The following is a 17,042-nucleotide window of genomic DNA, read 5'->3' on the forward strand; positions in this document are numbered from 1 at the left end:
GAGGGGGCGCGTCTGCTCACCCGCCCGGAAGTGCTCGCGGGGCGGCCCCACACGCTGCGCCGTGCGCCACAGGAACCTTGACAGACCACCCCGGCTCACAATAGTTAAGCGAGTGCTTAACCAAAGTGCCCCCCTCGATCTCCTCTTCCAGGCGCTCGCCGATCCGACGCGCCGCCTGATGGTCGAGCGGCTGAGCCGTGGCCCTGCCTCGGTCAGCGAGCTTGCCCAGCCGCTTGCCATGTCGCTCCCGGCGGTGCTGCAGCACCTCCAGGTGCTGGAAACCAGTGGCCTCGTCCGCTCCCAGAAGACCGGACGGGTGCGCACTTGCCGCATCGAGCCCACGGCCCTGCGCACGGCGGAGCAATGGATCAGCGAGCGACGGGCGCACTGGGAGCGCTGCTTCGACCGCCTCGGCGATTACCTCGCCGAGCACCCTGACGACCCGCAGAAAGGAAACGAATCATGAAGGAACGATCCGTCACCCATGCCACCTTCACCATCGAGCGCACCTACGACGCCTCGCCCGCGCGCGTGTTCGCCGCCTGGGCGAACCCCGTGGCCAAGCGCCGCTGGTCCGTGTGTCACGACGAGGGCGGTGCTGCCGAGTACGCGCTCGACTTCCGCATCGGCGGGCGCGAGCGCCTCCGTGCAAGCTCGCCTGGCGGCACGACCCACGCCGTCGACGGCCATTACCTCGACATCGTGCCCGACCAGCGCATCGTCTACGCCTACGACATGCTCCTCAACGACGCGCGCGTCTCCGTCTCGCTGGTGACCGTGGAGTTCAAGCCCGAGGGCACCGGCACCCGCATGGTCTTCACCGAGCAGGGCGCCTTCCTCGACGGCCACGACACCCCCGCCCAGCGCGAGCATGGGACGAACGTCGGGATGGACAGGCTGATCGAGGAGCTGCAGCGCGAGGCCGTCGCCGCCTGACCAGGTTGCGGCCATGGAGCCCCGGCCCAAACGAAAAAAGGCCCGGTTCCTTCTGGGACCGAGCCTTACGTTTGAACGGTGGCGGAGATGCTCTTCGCCATGATTCGCGAGCGTTGTCGACCTTCATGCCAGCTCCTGAGTCGTCTCGCGAGAGCGGGCGCGGTTGCCTTGACCCGTCCCGGGATGAGCCGAGTGCTCGCCCTCAAGTTCCAGGAATTGGGGCGGCACGTCGATGTACGACTTAGGCGCTTCCAAATCATCTCTGCGTGGCGGCATCAGCTTCAGGTCACCACGCACTGCGGAGATGCCGAGGAGCTGAGTCCGAATCGCGCGGCCGAGCACCTCGCCGAGGAGCGAAGGAACGGCATTGCCAACTTGGCGCTGCACCGACGTACGGCCACCCTCGATGGCCACGTCGTCGGGGAAGGTCTGAATCCGACAGAGTTCCCGGCTGCTGAGCCGCCGGTTTTCCCAGTGAAACGGTCCCACCGCAGGGCCAGGCTGGGCCTGGATCGTCCATGAAGGCTTCGCCTTGGCGAGCTTCAGCAAGAATGTCCAGTAGCGGCGCCGCCAGCCGAACAGTGGGCGGCCGGGGCGCAGTCCCTCCTCCTTCGCGCGCTCAATGCCTCGGTCCGTGTGCCAGAGGTAGTTCTGACCCTCGGGGATTGAGGCGAGCAACTCAGCCCACTTACCGCGAACGACGAGATCTTCGTTCTCTGCGGGCCTCACGTCAGCGAGGGCGTCCCAGGCAGTGTGGAGGGGCTCAAGGCTCGTATCCTTGGAGAGGGAGGATTCCTCTGGGTCGCCATGAGTCGGCTTGGGGAACCGGAAGGTTTCCTCCTCTCGCGAGGCGACCACAAAGACGCGCTCGCGGAGCTGCGGGACGCCGTAGCTCGCGGCGTTCAGCACTTTCACAACGGGCCGATAAGCGCTGTTCGTCTTCTGGTTGATGTGCTCGATGCCATCGAGGAGATGACGCAGGCCCTCGTCCTTGCCCGAGTAAATGAGGCCTCCGACGTTCTCAAGGAGGAAAGCACGAGGACGGGCCTCTTCGAGCACACGCAGATACGCACTGAGCGTATCCGCGCGGGGATCCTGAAGGCGCGCCGAGTCGCCGCGAGCCCAGTAGCCGGCCTTTGAGAAGGGCTGGCACGGTGGTCCGCCGATAAGCAGATCGATCTCTCCCGGCTTGGCACAACAAGCCTCAAGCATCTCATCGGTCGGCACGTCAAAAATGCTCCGCTCGACAACGCGCCATCGTGGGCGGCTGGTGCGGAGGGTCTCACAGCAGTCGTGGTCGAGTTCCACGCAGACGCCGGTTTCGAAGCCCGCCGCCTCGAAACCGTAATCCAGGCCGCCCGCGCCACTGTAGAGGCTGATCAGCTTCGGTTTCGCCATCGCGGTGTACTCCTAGCATCCGGCCGGAACAGGTGCTCACCCGTTCGCTACAGCGCGAAAGACATGCTGCACAGAGTCGCTCCACCTCCCGTCCAACTTTACGAGATGAGAGAGCTTTCCAGAGCATTTGCCGTGTGGGTCGAGGGACACCGTGCGCGCGAAGCGAAACTCCCATCGCTCCGTGACCGCGTGAAGACAGGCGGCCACGACGTCGAAATCCCGGGGGCTATAGTAGCGCGAGCAAGGATCGGCTTTGGAGGCCCTTGTCCGTTGGAAGTCGACGCGCACGAGCCCCGCTGCGCTTCTCTCGCGCAGGACGTTCTTGCATTCCACGCTGATCGGGCGGCTCCCCTCGAACCGCAGCAGCACATCGGGTCCACCTTCCTCGTCCGAGCGCGTGCAGTCGGTGACACCCGGAACCACCGCGAGTCGCCTCACCAGGTGAGTCTCCGCGACCCACCCACGAACCGCCATCTTGAGCCTTCTCGCGCTCATGATCAGGTCGAGAACTTCCGTCTCACTCATCTCGAACTCGCGCGCGAGGTCATGCAGCCTCGCTGCGCTAGGTACGAGGACAGAGGTACTCGGCGGCAGAACGTTCAATGGCCGCGTCGAGACTTGGTCGGCGAGAAACTGACGGTGACCCTGATCCTCGCCGAGAGCCTCTTGCTCGAAACGGATGTAGCGAAGAAAATTATCCGCGCTGCCGCCGACGAGCACTTCGGCGGGCTCGCTCTCGCTGCCGCGGGATCGCCGATCGCGCTCCCAAGCGTGCCAGCCGTTGCGAATAACGGTATCTACGTGCTCCTGCTTGAACTCGACACTGATGAAGAAGCGCGTCGGATTGTGGAGGACAGGGTCTGCGCCGACGAAGAATCCGAGTTCTGGATTGATCCCCAAGAAAAGCGTTGTGTAGAGCCCGTAGGGGTCCTGCCAGAGTTCGTGCATCGCACCGTCATCGGGGCCGTACTTCACCTGGAACCGATGCTCGTCGTCAGGACGGTTCTTGGTGAGCTTTGTGTTCGCCAGGAATGCATAGGCGATGATGCCAAGTCGCTCACCCGCCACTGTTTCGAAGGTGATGCGGAATGGAGCCTGATGGGCGGGCGAACGGTGAATGATCCGACAGCCGGATCTTTCGAGCGCCTTCACCATGAAGTCGATGAGCGGCTCTCGGTCTCGACTCAAGACTTTGTAGCTTCTCGGAGCCTCTACAAGCTGAGACACGTAACGATGGTATCGCGAGTTGCTCGCGGGTGTGGCCGGCGCCCTTGCCATCCTCATCGGCCTCTTCCGAGCCGACATCTCAAGCCCGAGCGACAAAATGCCGAAGGCCCCGATACTTCGGAGCCTTCGTGCGTGCTGAAATCACTGTTCAGCGTTGGTTGCGCGGGCAGGATTTGAACCTACGACCTTCGGGTTATGAGCCCGACGAGCTACCAGGCTGCTCCACCGCGCGGGTCGGAACTTAGTCACATCCCCCCTACAGTCAAGCGGTTTGTGTTCGCGTCGGTTGAAGCAGCACCGTGCGCGCCGGATGCACAGCCACGCAGCGAGGGCGTCTGACGAGCGTTCAGGGTCGGAACGGGTTGCCCCGAGTCTGCAGACGGCTGCCCCGAGTCTGCAGACGGCTGCCCGGAGTCTGCGGACGGTTGCCCGGAGTCTGCGGACGGTTGCCCCGAGTCTGCAGACGCTTGCCCTGAGTCTGCAGACGGAACTCCCGACCACGTCAGACGCAACTCCCGACCAGGTCAGCGCAACTCCCGACCAGAAAAACAAAACTCCCGACCAGATCGGCGCGACTCCCGACCACGTCGGTCCAGCTCCCGACCCCGTCGGCCCAGCTCCCGACCACGTCGGCCCAGCTCCCGACCCCGTCGGCCCAGCTCCCGACCACGTCGGACGCAACTCCCGACCACGTCGGTCCAGCTCCCGACCAGGAAAACAAAACTCCCGACCAGGTCAGTCCCAACTCCCGACCAGGAAAACAAAACTCCCGAGCAGGACGGCGCAACTCCCGACCACGTCGCCAAAACTCCCGACCACGTCGCCAAAACTCCCGAGTACGTGGACAAAACTCCCGACCCCGTCGGCCTCACTCCCGAGCAGGACGGCTTACTCCCGACCAGGTCGGCACAGCTCCCGAGTAGGGACCCTTACTCCCCGACACCCGCTCCGGCCTCCCGCGGGGGCCCCCGCCTCCCTCGCGCCCTCTCGCGACCCCCCCGGGCGTCGCTCTGGGCGTCAGTCCAGCCAGGAGGGCAGCAGCGTGGACGGCGCGCCGGAGGACACCACCCAGAGCTGGTGGGCGGCGCGGGTTGCCCCGATGTGGAGCAGGTGCCGCGACTCGTCGTCGCTGGGGTAGGTGGCTGCGTTCACGTCCACGAGCACCACGTAGTCGTACTCCAGGCCCTTTACCTGCCGGATCTCGGTCACCTCCACGCCGGGACGGAAGGCGAACTCGTAGGAGCGGATGCGGCGCAGGTGCGGGATCTCCGCCATGCGCAGGGCGTCGTAGTAGACGTCGGCTTGCTCGGGGTGGCGCGCCAGGACGGCCAGCGTCGCGCGGGGCTCGCGCTGGAGCAGCGGACGGATCGCGTCGGCGAGGAAGGCTGCGGCGGCGCCCTGGCTCGGGAAGTGGTGGTGCTCCACGGGCGCGCCGGAGCGCGGGGCCACGGGGGGCGTCGGGTCGGCGAGAGGGCCGAGGACGGCGCGGGCGAACTCCATCACCTCGCGCGTGGAGCGGTAGGCGATGCGCAGCGGCTCCACGTCCACGCGGGAGAGGCCGAGCTCGTCGAGCGTCTGCCGCCAGTCGCGGAAGCCCGAGTCCATGAACAGACGCTGCGCGGTGTCGCCGGCCAGGGTGATGCTCCGGGGCTGGTTGACCACGTGCATCAGCACGGACAGGTCGACCGGGGCCAGGTCCTGCGCCTCGTCGACGAAGAGGTGCTCGTAGAGGAGCGGCTGCTTGCCCTTCTTCAGGTCGCCGCGGAGGAGCTGGTAGGCGCGCAGGAGGAGCGAGTCGTCCTCGGGATCGAGGGTCGCGCGATCGTCGCGGTCGCTGCCGTCCCTGCCGTCCACGCCCTGCTGGCGCTTCTGCTCCTCCTCGCTCACCTCGGGCTCGTCGGCGGCGGCGGCCTTGCGCTCCACCCGATCGCCGGGGTCCAGATCGAGCACGGCGGGGCAGCGGTCCGCGCACCAGCGCCAGGCGCGCTTCACCTGGTCGATCCCGAACTCCGGATCGTTGATCTCCGCGAACGCCTCCAGCACCCGATCGCGGTCGCTCAGGACGTCGGCCCAGAAGTAGAGGACGCCCCGGGCATCGCGCCGCAGCGAGCCCTCTTCGAGCACCTCGCGCGCGCGCCGCTCGAAGAGCCGGAGCATGGCGGGGTGGGTCTTGTAGCGGGTGACCACGCTCGGGGTGTTCTCCTCGACCGGCGCCTCCAGCCAGGGGAAGGTCTTGATGCGTGTCGAGCGCGCCCACTCCGCGTAGGTCTCCACGCCGATCCCCGGCAGGTTGAGGGCGGGGAGCACCTCGCTGATGTAGGCGCGCAGTGCGGGGCTGCCGACGATGACCAGCATCTTGTCGGCGGTGAAGCGGCGGCCGCCGTTGTAGGCGAGGAACGCCATGCGGTGGACCCCGATGGTGGTCTTGCCGCTACCGGCGCCGCCCTGGATGACCACGATGCCGGTGTCGGGCTTGGAGATCAGCTCGAACTGCCGCGGATCGAGGAGGGCCGCGATCTCCGGCAGGTGCCGGTCCTCGCGCGCGTGGAAGGCCGCGCCGGTCCCGAGGGCGCCCGAGCGGCCCGCCATCTCCCGCATGTCCTCGGGGCGGATGGCCACGCCCTGGCCACCCGCGAGGGACGCGGCGCGGACGTCGAGAGAGCGCCACGCCCCGCTCACGCCGCGCACCAGCGTCGCCTGGGGCGCGGAGATGCGGAGCAGCTCGCTGTCGTCGATGGTCACCGTGCGCCGGGCGAGGATCGTCCCCTCCACCTCGCGCTCGCCGAAGGTCTCCTCGTAGTCGGTGCCCTCCTCGTAGCGGTAGTAGATCTGGCTGACCGGGGCGTGACGCCAGTCGACGATGCGCACCCCGGCCTTCGCGTCGACGTGGGTGGTCTTGCCGATGAGGACGTCGCGGTCGGGCTTCCCCTTCTCGCGCAGGCGCAGGTGCCCGAAGTACGGCGATTTCGGGTCCACTGGTTCGACCACGTGGGCGTTGCGCTGCGCCGCGATGCCCGTGACGCGCTCCATCTGCTGGACGAGCGCCGGCACGTCTTCGAGGCGGGCGGAGGCGATCTGATCGCGCAGCGAGAGGAGCTGCTCGTCGTAATCCGACTTGGGCGGCGGCTTCACGGGCGGCAGCGACGCCAGGTGCTCCCTCACGCGGGCGAGGAGCTCTTCTTCCTCCCGCACGATGCTCGCCTGGTCCTCGTCGAGGGGAGGTGGCGCGGGCGGAGCAGCCGCGGCAGTGGTGCCGGGGGCGGCGTGCTGGGACTGGGCGGAGGAACCTTGGAGATCGTTCGGGTTCACGGGGTCTTCAGGGATGCAAGGCAGGGCAGAGAAGGCAGCCTCGCCGCGTTCGGCGGCCGGACCTCATGACCGATCCGGAGCCTCAAGGCAACAGATGGCAACAGGAGGGGTCGTACTCCTACCTTTCGATGGCGTCTCTGCAAGGTTCTCGCAAGAGCCGACCTAGTCGCCTTTCTCGCACCTTGCCGCCTATCCCGCAGGGGCGTGCACCCCGCGCGCTCTGTCGTTGGCTTGAGCCCTGCTAGTGGCTGCTGGGAAGAAGGCGCCGCGCAACGCGGCGGGTCGCCGCCCGGAAGCTCGGGTGGGTCCATGAGCGCAGCGGAGACATCTCCGCGGGCGCCGGGCCTGGAAGGAACGCCAGAAATGTTCGACGCAATGACATCTGCCGTCGCGATGCCCATTCCCACGATGCGGCCTGTCTCGGCTCCGCTCAGCCGGGTGGTCGTCAGCGCGCCCATGCGGGTGTCGTTTGCGGGGGGTGGTACCGACCTGCCGCACGTGGCGCGCCGCACCGGGGGGCGGGTGGTCGGCAGTGCGGTAGGCATCCGCACCACCGCCACGGTCGAGCCGTTCGACCGTGGCTGGGTGCGGCTGGCAGCGCCCGGCGGCGGTGTGCTCCGCCGCAGCGCGGACCCGGCGCGTCAGGACCCCTCCCTGCGCTTGCTCGAAGCTGCCCTCGGGGTCACCGGCGTGTGTGACGGCGTGTCCCTGGAGATCGACACCGAGGTCGAGCCGGGCGCCGGTCTCGGGGGCAGCGCCGCGGCCACCGTCGCCGCCCTCCTCGCGCTGCGCGCCGCGAGCGGCGAGATCCCGACCGCCCTGGAGCTCGCGCGCGAGGCTGCGTTCGTGGAGCGGGGCCGCCTGCGCATCGCCGGGGGGGACCAGGACCCGATCTTCGCCGCGCATGGCGGGGTGCTCGACCTGACCTTCAACGGCCAGGGCTGCGCCGGGGTGCGCCCCGTCTGCCGTCCTGGCAGCCGCGCCGCGGGGGTCGTCGCCGCGCTCCAGGAGGGCATGCTGCTCGTCGATACCGGCGTGCGCCGCGTCTCCGGCGACGTGCTCCGCCAGCGCTCGGCGCCGGACCCGCAGGTGATCTGGTCGCTGCTCTCGGCCGCCGCGCAGGTCGCGCGCGGGTTCGCCGAGGGCTCGCTCGAGCAGGTCATCGAGGGCATGCGCCAGAGCGCCGCGGCCAAGGCCAAGGCGGCCCCTGCCGAGAACCTCCCCTGCCTGGAGATCGCCGAGGAGGTCAGCGGCCGCGGCGCCGAGGTGGTGCGCGTCTGCGGCGCGGGCGGCGGTGGCCACGTGCTGGTGTGGGCTCCCCCGGAGCGCCATGAGGGCCTGCTCGAAGCGCTCTCGCGGTGGACCGTGCGCAAGCCCGAGCTGGACGTGCCGGGCGCCCGCGTCGAGAAGAGGGGTTCGAGGATCTGAAGCGAGGTGCGCCGCGAGGAACGGCAGGCAGCGCGGCGGGTGGCGCGGCGGAGGTGATGCACCGCGTGACGCGGAACGACCGTTTGCCTAGGGTCGCCCCATGCGACGACCCGGCGCGACGTTCGCCCTCCCCTGCCTGCTCGCCGCGGGCTGCGTCACGCCCGAGACCACCGCGACGACCTGCGCCGATGTCGCCATCGCGAGCCCCGTCCTCGTGCTCGAAAGCGACCTGCGCACCACGAGCGGCCTCGGTCGCCTCGACGCCGAGGGCTGCCTCACCGAGGCCGCCGGCGGCCTCGCCCTGAGCGGCGACGCCACCCTCTCCCTCGGCGCGCGCCAGCTCTTCGTCCTCGACCGCTCGGCGGCGCTCGTCCACCGCGTGGACCCCGCGTCCCTGCAGCTCGGCGACACCTTGCGGGCCCAGGACGAGGGAGAGGTCCGCGCCAACCCCCAGGACGTCGGCGTCGACGCCTCGGGCCGGCGCTGGGTCACCCGCTTCGACCACCCCTCGGTGCTCGTCGTCGAGCGCGGCGCCATCACCGCGCGGGTCGACGTCGCCCCCTACGCCGACGCCGACGGCAACCCCGAAGCCGCCGCCATCCACGTCGCCGACGGCCTGGCTCACGTCGCCCTGGAGATGCTCGACAGCGCCGCCACCGACGCCATCTATCCGCCCACGGGTCCCGGCGTGGTGCTGGCCATCCCGACCGACCTCGCCGCGCCGATCCATCCCATCCCGCTCGTTGGCGCCAACCCCTTCGGCCGCTTCATCGAGGCCCCCTGGGACCCGCGCCTCCTCGCCGTCGCCACCCCCGGCGACTTCGGCGCGATCGCGGCCACGGACGGCATCGATCTCGTCGACACCGTTGCGCAGTCCGCGCGTCAGATCCTCTCCGAGGAGGTCGCGGGCGGCTCGGTGACCGACGTCGCGCTCGTCAGCCCCACCGAGGGCTACGCCATCGTCGCCGGCCCCGAGGAGGGCGTGAACCCCACCCGCGTCGTCGCCTTCGACCCCGAGCGCGGCGAGGTCACCCGCGTCCTCGTCACCGCCGAGGGCTACTACCACTGGGGCCTGCTCGCGGTCGGTGACCTGCTGGTGGTCGGCGACCGGACGCCCGGCAGCGCCCGCGTGGTCTTCTTCGACCGCGCCACGGGCGCCGAGATCGGAGCAGTCCTCGCGCAGCGCCTCGCCCCTGTCTCCTTCGCACTCATCCCCTGAAGCGACGCACACGGCGCGATCCCGAGGTGGGAGCGCAGCGCCTTGGCTCAGGGCATCACGAAGACCTTGGCCTGCGAGGGCGCCGTCACCAGGCCGGCGGGCATGTTCGCGTTGGTTCCGTTGTGAGCGCTCAGCGCGGTCAGGTACACCGCCTGGCGCCCCTGGAAGTACACCTTCGAGCTGCCCAGCTTGAGCTGCGCCGGGCCCATGTTCATCCCGGAGACCACGCCCCCGTTCACGCCGGCCTCGTCGCCGCTGCTGTTCGGGACCATCGACCCGACGAGCACCGTCTCCTTGTTCTCGATCAGCACTTGCAGCGACACGTTCTGCGCGCTCGCGAGCTGCGCCACGTTGGGGTAGGGGACCGGCACCGGGGGCGCCGGCGGGGCAGGGGTGAGACACACGTCGGGCGTCCCGAGCAGCACGCCTCCCGCCTTGGTGGATGCAGGCAACATCGTGAACCTCCTTCAGCCGAGCAGCACCCGGCGCCCGTCGATGCTCGTGTCTTCCCTGGAGACCAGCGCCGTGCGCCGGGCGTAGATGGAGCACACATCCTCGACGATGGTGCGGGCCCTCCCTGCGCGCGTCTGCGCCAGATCGGTGACGTCGCGGAACGTATCGCGCGCGCGCTCCACGATCTTCGTCGCCGTCAGCTCGAAGCGCTCCACCTGCTGCACCACCGCCTGGGCCGTGGTGGCGATGCGCCGCGCCACCACGGTGACCTCGCCCGTGGTCACCTCGGCGTCCTCCGCGCGCACCTTGAGCTTCGGCGCCTCGACCTCGACCTCGGTCTCCGCGCGGACCACCACCCGGCCTCCGGGCGCGGCGAGGATCAGGTCTCCGGCGGGCGCCGCGATCTCCGCCGAGCCGTTGACGTACCGGACGAGGAGGCGACCGGCGCGATCGGAGATCTCCACCCCTCCCTCGCGGAGCACCACCCGCTCCCCGTCGGCCAGGGTGGCCAGCTCGTGTTCAGGCGCAGGTGTCAGCGTGGGTGTGGGGGCTGGAGAGAGCGCGATGGCAGCGGACATGGGGGTGTTCTCCGGGGACGGCGCGGCGCCGCTCACATCAGGTTGATCTTGCCCTGGCTCATCAGCGTGATCTGGGAAGCGGACAGGTATGCCGACGAGCCGGCGAGCCGCAGGTAGTTGCTGCCGCCCGAGGACTGCAGCTTCGCCTCCATGGTCGAGAGCGTGAGCGAGGCGTTGGGGTTGCCGAGGGTCACGCCCTGGGCTGCGCTCACCTCCAGCGACCAGGAGCCCGAGAGCAGCTTCGCCGTCGCGGCGCCGCTGATCTCCACGCCCTGCGTCGCCGTCGCCTTGACGTTCTGGGTGGCGGTCATCTCGATGTTCCTCGTGGCGGTCGCGGAGATGTCGCGCAGGGCCGAGGTCTTGACGTCCTGGGTGGCCTTCAGGCCCATGTCCCTCATGGCCGTCGCCTTGACGTCCCGCCCGCCGAGCGCCGTGAGGTCCTGCGCGGCGGTGAGATCGAGGTCCGTCCGCGCCTTCGCGTCCATCTTCAGGGCCGAGAGGAAGAGCGTCTTGCCCGCGGCCACGTCCACCTCGCCGGGGGAGAGCAGGCTCGCCGTCTCGCCCCCCATCACCAGCACGTTCCCCTTGCTGGTGTCGGGGGCCACGGTCGCCTTCTTCCCGAGGCCGGTGACGCTCTGCAGCTTTCCCACGGGCACGTCCGTGGTCCCCATCGCGATCAGGGCCGCGGTCTCGCCCCAGACCATCACGTCTCTCTTGCCGAAGATCTCGGTGCTCGACTCCGAGCCGAGCACGTGGAGCGGGGGCAGCCCCGACGCTGCGACCTTGAGGCCGGTCGCGACCTTCGCCGTCGCGGCGGGGATGGAGCCCGTGTACATCGCCCCGGCGCCGATCCACTTCGCCTTCAGCTCGGCGGCGGTGCGCACGCCATCGAACAGGCCGAGGAGCCCGGTGATCACGCTGAACAGCGCGCTCCCCACGCCGATCGCCGTCTTCGTGGTGTCGAGCGCGATCTTGCCGTGGCGCAGGCTCTGCGGGCTCAACCCGTCCTTCCACGTCGGGTAGTTGTCGCTCACCCACTTGTCGTCGCTCGCCTTCCACTCCGCCTTCATGGGGTCGTCGACGCTCTTCCCCTGGCTCCAGTAGAGCTGCTTCGCGACGGCGTTGTTGGAGCCGATGGCCGCGTCGCGGCTGTCCTTGAGGTTCTTGCAGTCCTTGCACGCGGAGAGCGCCGTCTTGAACGCCTCGAACTGCTTCCTGGTGTCCTCGTCCATGCCCGCCGTGTCGAGCGCCAGGAGCGCCGCGAGCGCGTCGGCTTCGGCCGTCACCCCGCCGTCGTAGTCGCTTCGCGCCGCCTCCACGTCGGCCTGCATCTGGACCTCGAAGTTCGGGTTCGACAGCTCCCGGTTGACCGAGATGATCCCGTTCCGGTCCTCCATCACCCCGATCAGCGCCAGCCACTTCACGTCCAGATCCTGCGCCGCCTGCTGCTGGGTGGCGATGAGCAGCCGGGCCTTCTCCGTGGCCGTGAGCGGCGGCGCCCCCGGGTACTTCTGCTGGAGCAGCAGGTAACGCTGCTCCTCCTCGAAGCTTCGTGGATCCTTGGCCGCGAGGTCCTCGCGCTCCATGCGCTCGGCGAGCGCCGTCAGCTCCTCCGCGTCGCCGGGCGGCTTCAGGGCCGCGGGGAGCTTCGCGGCCGCCTCGTCGCGGCACTTGTTGCACTTCTCCTGCGCCCTGCGCGCCGCCTGGCTCTTCTCCAGCGCGTCCTGCGCGCACTTCTTCTCCAGGTACGTCACCTGGTTCAGCGCCGCGTCGAACGCCCCCTGGAGCACGCCGACCAGCGGATCCAGCGTGCCCACTGCCGCGAACAGAGCAGCCTGCAGCAACCCCGGCTTCTCCGCGACGTTGATGATGTTGCCCGAGTAGTTGTAGTCGAGCAGCGCGCTCACGCCCGCCCCGAAGGCGCCCACGCTCGACATGCCGGCGACCGCCACCGAGCTCTGCGCCCCCAGGGTGGTCAGCATCGCGCCTCTCTCCGGGGAGTTCGGCGAGCCGAGCTGGAAGGTGGTGCTCGCGTGCGGCGTCGAGAGCTTGATGCGCTGCGCCCCCTCGGTGTCGTCGAGGTTCAGCTCGTTGCCCGAGCCGGTGCGGAGGATGTTTCGAGCCGCGTTGTCCCGCGTCACCGGGCTGCCCGTCTGCGGGTTCGGCACGGTCCCGGCGATGATCGGCCGGTCCGGGTCGCCGTCGATGAAGGTGATGGCCACCTCCACCCCGTGCCGCAGCGGGAAGTGCATGCCGTAGCCAGGGCCTGAGTGGGGCTGGATCATCCGCAGCGGGCGCGAGGCCTGCCGCTCGCCGGGGTTGCCGGGGTTGGTGGTGTCGAAGACGAAGCGCACCCGGTAGCGCCCCTGCTCGTCCAGCTCCGCGTACTGGCCCTTCTCCTCGGTGTCGATGACGCCGGTGAGCACCCCGCTGATGCGCGGCTTGGGTGTCACCCGCGGCGGCCGGTACGGCAGCCCCAGCGGGATGGCGCGGAACTGGTTCTCGTAGCGGGCCTCGGTGGTCGTCGCCTGCCCGAGCACCGGCTGCACCGCGTGGTGGCGCACCTCCATCAGGAGCAACCGGATGTCGCCGCGCGGGTGGCCCTCCAGGCCGAAGTGCGCCCCGGCGGCGAAGCGCTGCACGTCGCTCTGGCCCGTGAAGACCCGCGCCCCCACGGCGCGCTCCTCGCCCCGGATCCGCGCGAGCGTCTCCCCCTCGTCGGGCGTCTTGAAGTGCGCGCCGTACTCCACGACCCTCCCGCCGTAGCCGCCCTCCACCTGCTTCGAGGCGATGAGATCGACCGCGGGCGTCCGGTAGTTGTAGTCGCGGACCACGTACTCCGAGGGGACGAGCCGCGCGACCTCGTCGAGCACGTACACGTCCTGCTGCTCCCCCCGCTCCCGGAACGCCGCCGAGGGCGCGCCCACGATGGGCCGGAAGCCCTGGTTCACGTCCGTGAAGACCATCACGTCGCGGTCCTCGACGTGCTCGAAGAAGAAGCTGATCCCGAGGTGCTCGGTGAGCCGCGAGATGAACGCCAGGTCTGTCTCCTTGTACTGCACCACGAACTCGCGCTCGGGGTAGCGCTCCTGGAAGCGCATCTGGAAGTCCAACTCCGCCCGGAGGCCCGCGAGCTCCAGCTTCTTCGCCACGATCTGCGGCACGCTGAGGTCGAGGTACATGTCGAGCGTCTCGTGCAGCGTCAGCCGGAAGGCGCGCGGCGCGATCTCCAGCCGGTAGGTCGCGCGCATCTCCGGCGAGTCGAGCTGATCCCGCACCGCGGCGATGATCCCGTGCACCCGCCGCTGCTCCTCGCCGTCCCGCTCGAAGACGAGCGTGGCATGGGCCCCCACCAGCTCCGAGGCGTCGAGCGGCTCCGGCCCCACGGCCGTCGCGAGCACCTCGAACGAGAAGAGCTGCGAGATGGCCTCGCTCCCCGTCAGCTCCGCGATCTCCACCGTGCCCGCGGGGATCGCCTCCGACTCCAGCCGAACCGAGAGGATCTCTTTCATGGGTCTGCTCCGCTTCTCTATCAGGGCGCTCAGGGCGCTCAGGGCGCCGGGATGCGCCGCTCGAAATCGGTCCAGATGCGGCGGTCGCGTCGGCAGTCGTAGCTCCGGCACACCCCGGGGCGCTGGGCGTAGATGGTGCAGCCGCCCGAGCGCTCGTCGATGTGGACGCAGTACCCGTCGGGGCGCTGCGCGATCTGGTAGGGCCGGCCGTAGTCCCAGCGCACCACCCGCTCGTCGAGGTCCTGCACGCTCAGGGCGAAGCGCAGCGCGCAGCAGCGCGCCTTGCAGAGCGGGATGCGCGCCTCGCAGTCGATCTCCGGCAGCGCCGCGAGCGCGTACTTGTCGGGGATGTCGCTGAGCATCACCCCCGCCTCGGTCCCGGAGCGCTCGTTCTCCCGGAGCACGGTCAGGTGCTTGCGCTTCTCGTAGGCTTCGAGGGGCACGTGGCCCTGCCCGATGAGCACCTCCGACAGGGCGCTCACGGTCGCGGACAGCTCGGCGAGCCGCGCCTTGGTCTGCATCTCCACGAGGTGCACGAACCGGAGCGCGCGCTCGAGATCCTCGGTCGTGGCCGCGCGCTGTGGTGCAGGCGGCGCGAGCGGGTCGACTGCGCTGGGCACCTCGCGCGCGCCCGGCGCCTCGCGCGCGCTGACCTCGGGGAGACTCTGGGGGTGGGGTCGTTCGGGGTTCGTCATGCTCCGGGGGCTCGCGGGCGCTGCGGGCGCTGGTGGTTCATGCCTTCGGTCGGAAATCTTCGGCCCTGGCGCGCTCCGGGTCGGTGGGGCGGGCGCCGCCGAGGTCCGCGTCGGCGAGGTTCGCCTCCTGGAGGCGTGTCCGGTGCAGGTTGGCCCGCCCGAGCCGCGCCCCGCGCAGATCGGCGCCCTCCAGCCGGGCGTGGGAGAGGTCCACGTTGCGCAGGTCCGCCTCGCGCAGCAGCGCCCGCCGCAGGTCGGCCTGGCCGAGGCGCGCGTTCGGCAGCGCCGCCCGGTCCGCGCACGCGCCCTGCAGCGAGGCCCGCTCCAGGCTCGCGTCCACGAGCGAGGCGCCCGAGAGGTCGGCCTCGTCGAGCACCGCGCCGTCCAGGTTGGCCCGCAGCCCGGTGAGCCGCGTGAGCCGCGCCTTCCGGAGCGTCGCCCCCGCGAAGCTCGTCTGCACCGCGATGGCCTCGACGAGCTTCGCGCCCGTGAGGTCGGCGCCGAGCAGCATGGAGTTGGTGAGATCGCAGCGGGACAGGTCCGCGCCTGCCGCGTTGACGCCTTCGAGGAGCGTCTGCACGAGCGACCCTCCGGTGAGCAGGGTGGTGCGCAGGTCCACGCCCACCATCACCGCCTTGAGCACCCGCGCCTCGCGCAGATCGGCGCGCCCGAGCAGGCAGCCCGACATCTGCGCCCGGTGCACGCGGGCGCCGCGCAGGGTGGCGCCCGAGAGGTCGGCCTCGGTGAGGTCCGTGCCGTCGAGCGACGCCTCGTCGAGGCAGGCGGAGGCGAGGGAGGCCCGCCCGAGCGACGCGAGCCCGAGATCGCTCTTGCGCAGGTTCGCGCCGGAGAGGTCGGCGAAGGTGAAGTCGAGCCCGCGCAGATCCTGCTGTGCCAGGTCCACCCCGGCGAGGCGCGCGCCGGCCAGGCACGCCCCTTCGAGCTTCGCCGCTCCGAGGCGCGCCCCGCCCAGGTCGGCGCCCTTCAGCAGCGCGCCGCGGAGGTCCGCGCCGGCCAGGTCCACGCCCCGGAGGCTCGCCCCGCCCAGGTCCGCTCCCCGCAGGTCTGCGCCGCGCGCGTGGCTCCGCTCCCAGCGGGTGCCGGACAGGTCCACGCCCGCCAGGGTCACGCCGTCGAGGCTCACGCCATCGAGCCGCTCACCGGCCAGCGTCCCCTTGCGGGCGAGGTGGGACAGAAGCTCCGCGCGTGAGCTGATCACGAGCGCTCCGCGAGCTTCGACTGGGTCACGATCGCGCCCTCCAGCCGCACCCGCGGCAGCTTGGCTTTCCAGGTCTCGGCGCCGTGCAGGTTCGCGCCGGTGAGGTCGGCGTCGGTGAGATCGGCGGCCTCCAGGTTGGCGCGCATCAGGTTGGCGCGCGCCAGGGTCGAGCCCGCGAGCCGCGCCCGCGCGAGGCGCCCGTCGGTCAGCTCCACCCCCGCGAGGCTCGCGCCTTCCAGGGAGGCCTTCACGAACGAGGCTTGCCCGAGCGTCGCCCCGTCGAACCTCGACCCGTCGAGCAGCGCGCGATCCCACGTCGAGCCTGCCGCCCGAGCCCCACGGAACGAGCACTGGGGCAGCACGGCGCCGTCCATGCGCGTCTCTTCGAGCACCGCCTCCTCGAAGGAGGCCTTGCGTCCCTTCGCGTCGTAGAGGCGCGCTCCGCGCAGCGTCGCCCGCGCGAAGGCTGCCTCGTCGAGCGCGGCGCTGCCCAGGTCGGCGCCCTCGAGCGAGGCGCCCTCGAAGCGCGCCTTCTGGAGCGCCGCCCCCTCGAACCGTGACCGCGGCGCCTGCACTTCCCGGAAGGTCGCGCCCTCTGCGTCTACCCGGCTCAGCTCCGTCTCCTCCAGCCGCGCCCCCGCGAGGCTCGCCCGGGTGAGCCGCGCTCCCGTGAGATCCGCCCGGGTGAGGTCGGCCCCGTCGAGGACCGCGTCCGTCAACTCGGCGCCTGCCATCTGCGCGCCCGCGAGGCTCGCCTTGACGAAGCGGCACCCTGTGAGCCGCGCGCCCGAGAGGTCTACCTTCGCGAGTGAGCGGTGGCTGAAGTCGAGCCCCGACAGGTCCGCGCCCGCGAGGTCCAGTCCATCGAGCGGCGCTCCACCGCCGAGCCGCGCCTCCACCTGCTGCCGCAGGGCCGCAGCCTTCCTGACGTCCGCCGCGTTCGCCGCGTTCGCCGCGGCCGTCGCACCCGTCGCGTCTCCTCTCCCCGTCGCACCCGTCGCGTCTCCTCTCCCCGCCGCGCCCGCCGCGCCCGCTCCGCTTCCGCCGCCCTCTGCGCGGTCACGTCGC

13 protein-coding genes and 1 tRNA gene are annotated in these 17,042 nt (G+C 70.4%); 4 read left to right on the plus strand and 10 right to left on the minus strand.

What is annotated here, in order from left to right; all coding sequences use genetic code 11:
* Nucleotides 1-112 precede the first annotated feature (112 nt).
* Together CAP_RS25085 and CAP_RS25090 are read left to right on the plus strand one after the other, a co-directional pair.
* On the plus strand, nt 113-466 hold the full coding sequence (locus CAP_RS25085; RefSeq protein WP_044245403.1) for an ArsR/SmtB family transcription factor: 354 nt from the start codon (nt 113-115) through the stop codon (nt 464-466).
* The gene (locus tag CAP_RS25090) at nt 463-936 is read left to right on the plus strand and encodes an SRPBCC family protein (RefSeq protein WP_044245406.1); all 474 of its coding nucleotides are present in this window, start codon (nt 463-465) and stop codon (nt 934-936) included. The genes CAP_RS25085 and CAP_RS25090 overlap by 4 nt, the downstream gene beginning before the upstream one ends.
* A gap of 123 nt (nt 937-1,059) precedes the next feature.
* On the opposite strand, the gene CAP_RS25095 is transcribed toward CAP_RS25090, so the two are convergent.
* The 4 genes from CAP_RS25095 to CAP_RS25110 form a co-directional block, all read right to left on the minus strand.
* Nucleotides 1,060-2,334: a DNA cytosine methyltransferase gene (locus CAP_RS25095; RefSeq protein WP_044245409.1), complete on the minus strand. Its 1,275-nt coding sequence runs from the start codon at nt 2,332-2,334 to the stop codon at nt 1,060-1,062.
* Between the two features lie 36 nt (nt 2,335-2,370).
* Nucleotides 2,371-3,489, minus strand: a complete 1,119-nt coding sequence (locus CAP_RS25100; RefSeq protein ID WP_156041127.1) for a hypothetical protein — start codon at nt 3,487-3,489, stop codon at nt 2,371-2,373.
* 227 nt (nt 3,490-3,716) lie between these two features.
* Nucleotides 3,717-3,793: transfer RNA gene (locus tag CAP_RS25105), tRNA-Met, on the minus strand.
* Between the two features lie 785 nt (nt 3,794-4,578).
* Complete coding sequence (locus CAP_RS25110; RefSeq protein ID WP_081865238.1) at nt 4,579-6,870, minus strand: ATP-binding domain-containing protein; 2,292 nt, start codon at nt 6,868-6,870, stop codon at nt 4,579-4,581.
* 393 nt (nt 6,871-7,263) lie between these two features.
* Between CAP_RS25110 and CAP_RS25115 the strand changes: the two genes are divergently transcribed.
* Together CAP_RS25115 and CAP_RS25120 are read left to right on the plus strand one after the other, a co-directional pair.
* Nucleotides 7,264-8,298 carry a GHMP family kinase ATP-binding protein gene (locus CAP_RS25115; protein ID WP_231511680.1) on the plus strand — a complete coding sequence of 345 codons (1,035 nt, stop codon included), beginning with the start codon at nt 7,264-7,266 and terminating at the stop codon, nt 8,296-8,298.
* A 100-nt stretch (nt 8,299-8,398) separates the two neighbouring features.
* Complete coding sequence (locus CAP_RS25120) at nt 8,399-9,517, plus strand: hypothetical protein (RefSeq protein ID WP_044245415.1); 1,119 nt, start codon at nt 8,399-8,401, stop codon at nt 9,515-9,517.
* Nucleotides 9,518-9,564: 47 nt separating this feature from the next.
* Here CAP_RS25120 and CAP_RS25125 read toward each other — a convergent pair whose 3' ends face one another.
* The 6 genes from CAP_RS25125 to CAP_RS25150 form a co-directional block, all read right to left on the minus strand.
* Nucleotides 9,565-9,972, minus strand: coding sequence for a PAAR-like domain-containing protein (locus CAP_RS25125; RefSeq protein ID WP_044245417.1), 408 nt, complete (start codon nt 9,970-9,972; stop codon nt 9,565-9,567).
* A gap of 12 nt (nt 9,973-9,984) precedes the next feature.
* Nucleotides 9,985-10,548: a DUF3540 domain-containing protein gene (locus tag CAP_RS25130; RefSeq protein ID WP_044245420.1), complete on the minus strand. Its 564-nt coding sequence runs from the start codon at nt 10,546-10,548 to the stop codon at nt 9,985-9,987.
* A 32-nt stretch (nt 10,549-10,580) separates the two neighbouring features.
* The gene (locus CAP_RS50885; RefSeq protein WP_063748749.1) at nt 10,581-14,060 is read right to left on the minus strand and encodes a type VI secretion system Vgr family protein; all 3,480 of its coding nucleotides are present in this window, start codon (nt 14,058-14,060) and stop codon (nt 10,581-10,583) included.
* A gap of 38 nt (nt 14,061-14,098) precedes the next feature.
* Nucleotides 14,099-14,755: a YkgJ family cysteine cluster protein gene (locus CAP_RS25140; RefSeq protein ID WP_052375890.1), complete on the minus strand. Its 657-nt coding sequence runs from the start codon at nt 14,753-14,755 to the stop codon at nt 14,099-14,101.
* Between the two features lie 37 nt (nt 14,756-14,792).
* Nucleotides 14,793-15,974: a pentapeptide repeat-containing protein gene (locus CAP_RS25145; protein WP_052375892.1), complete on the minus strand. Its 1,182-nt coding sequence runs from the start codon at nt 15,972-15,974 to the stop codon at nt 14,793-14,795.
* Nucleotides 15,971-17,042: pentapeptide repeat-containing protein (locus tag CAP_RS25150; protein ID WP_197041347.1), on the minus strand; the 1,072-nt coding region annotated here is incomplete at its 5' end. The genes CAP_RS25150 and CAP_RS25145, both read right to left, overlap by 4 nt.

It is taken from the genome of Chondromyces apiculatus DSM 436 (genome assembly GCF_000601485.1).
Classification (GTDB): domain Bacteria; phylum Myxococcota_A; class Polyangia; order Polyangiales; family Polyangiaceae; genus Chondromyces; species Chondromyces apiculatus.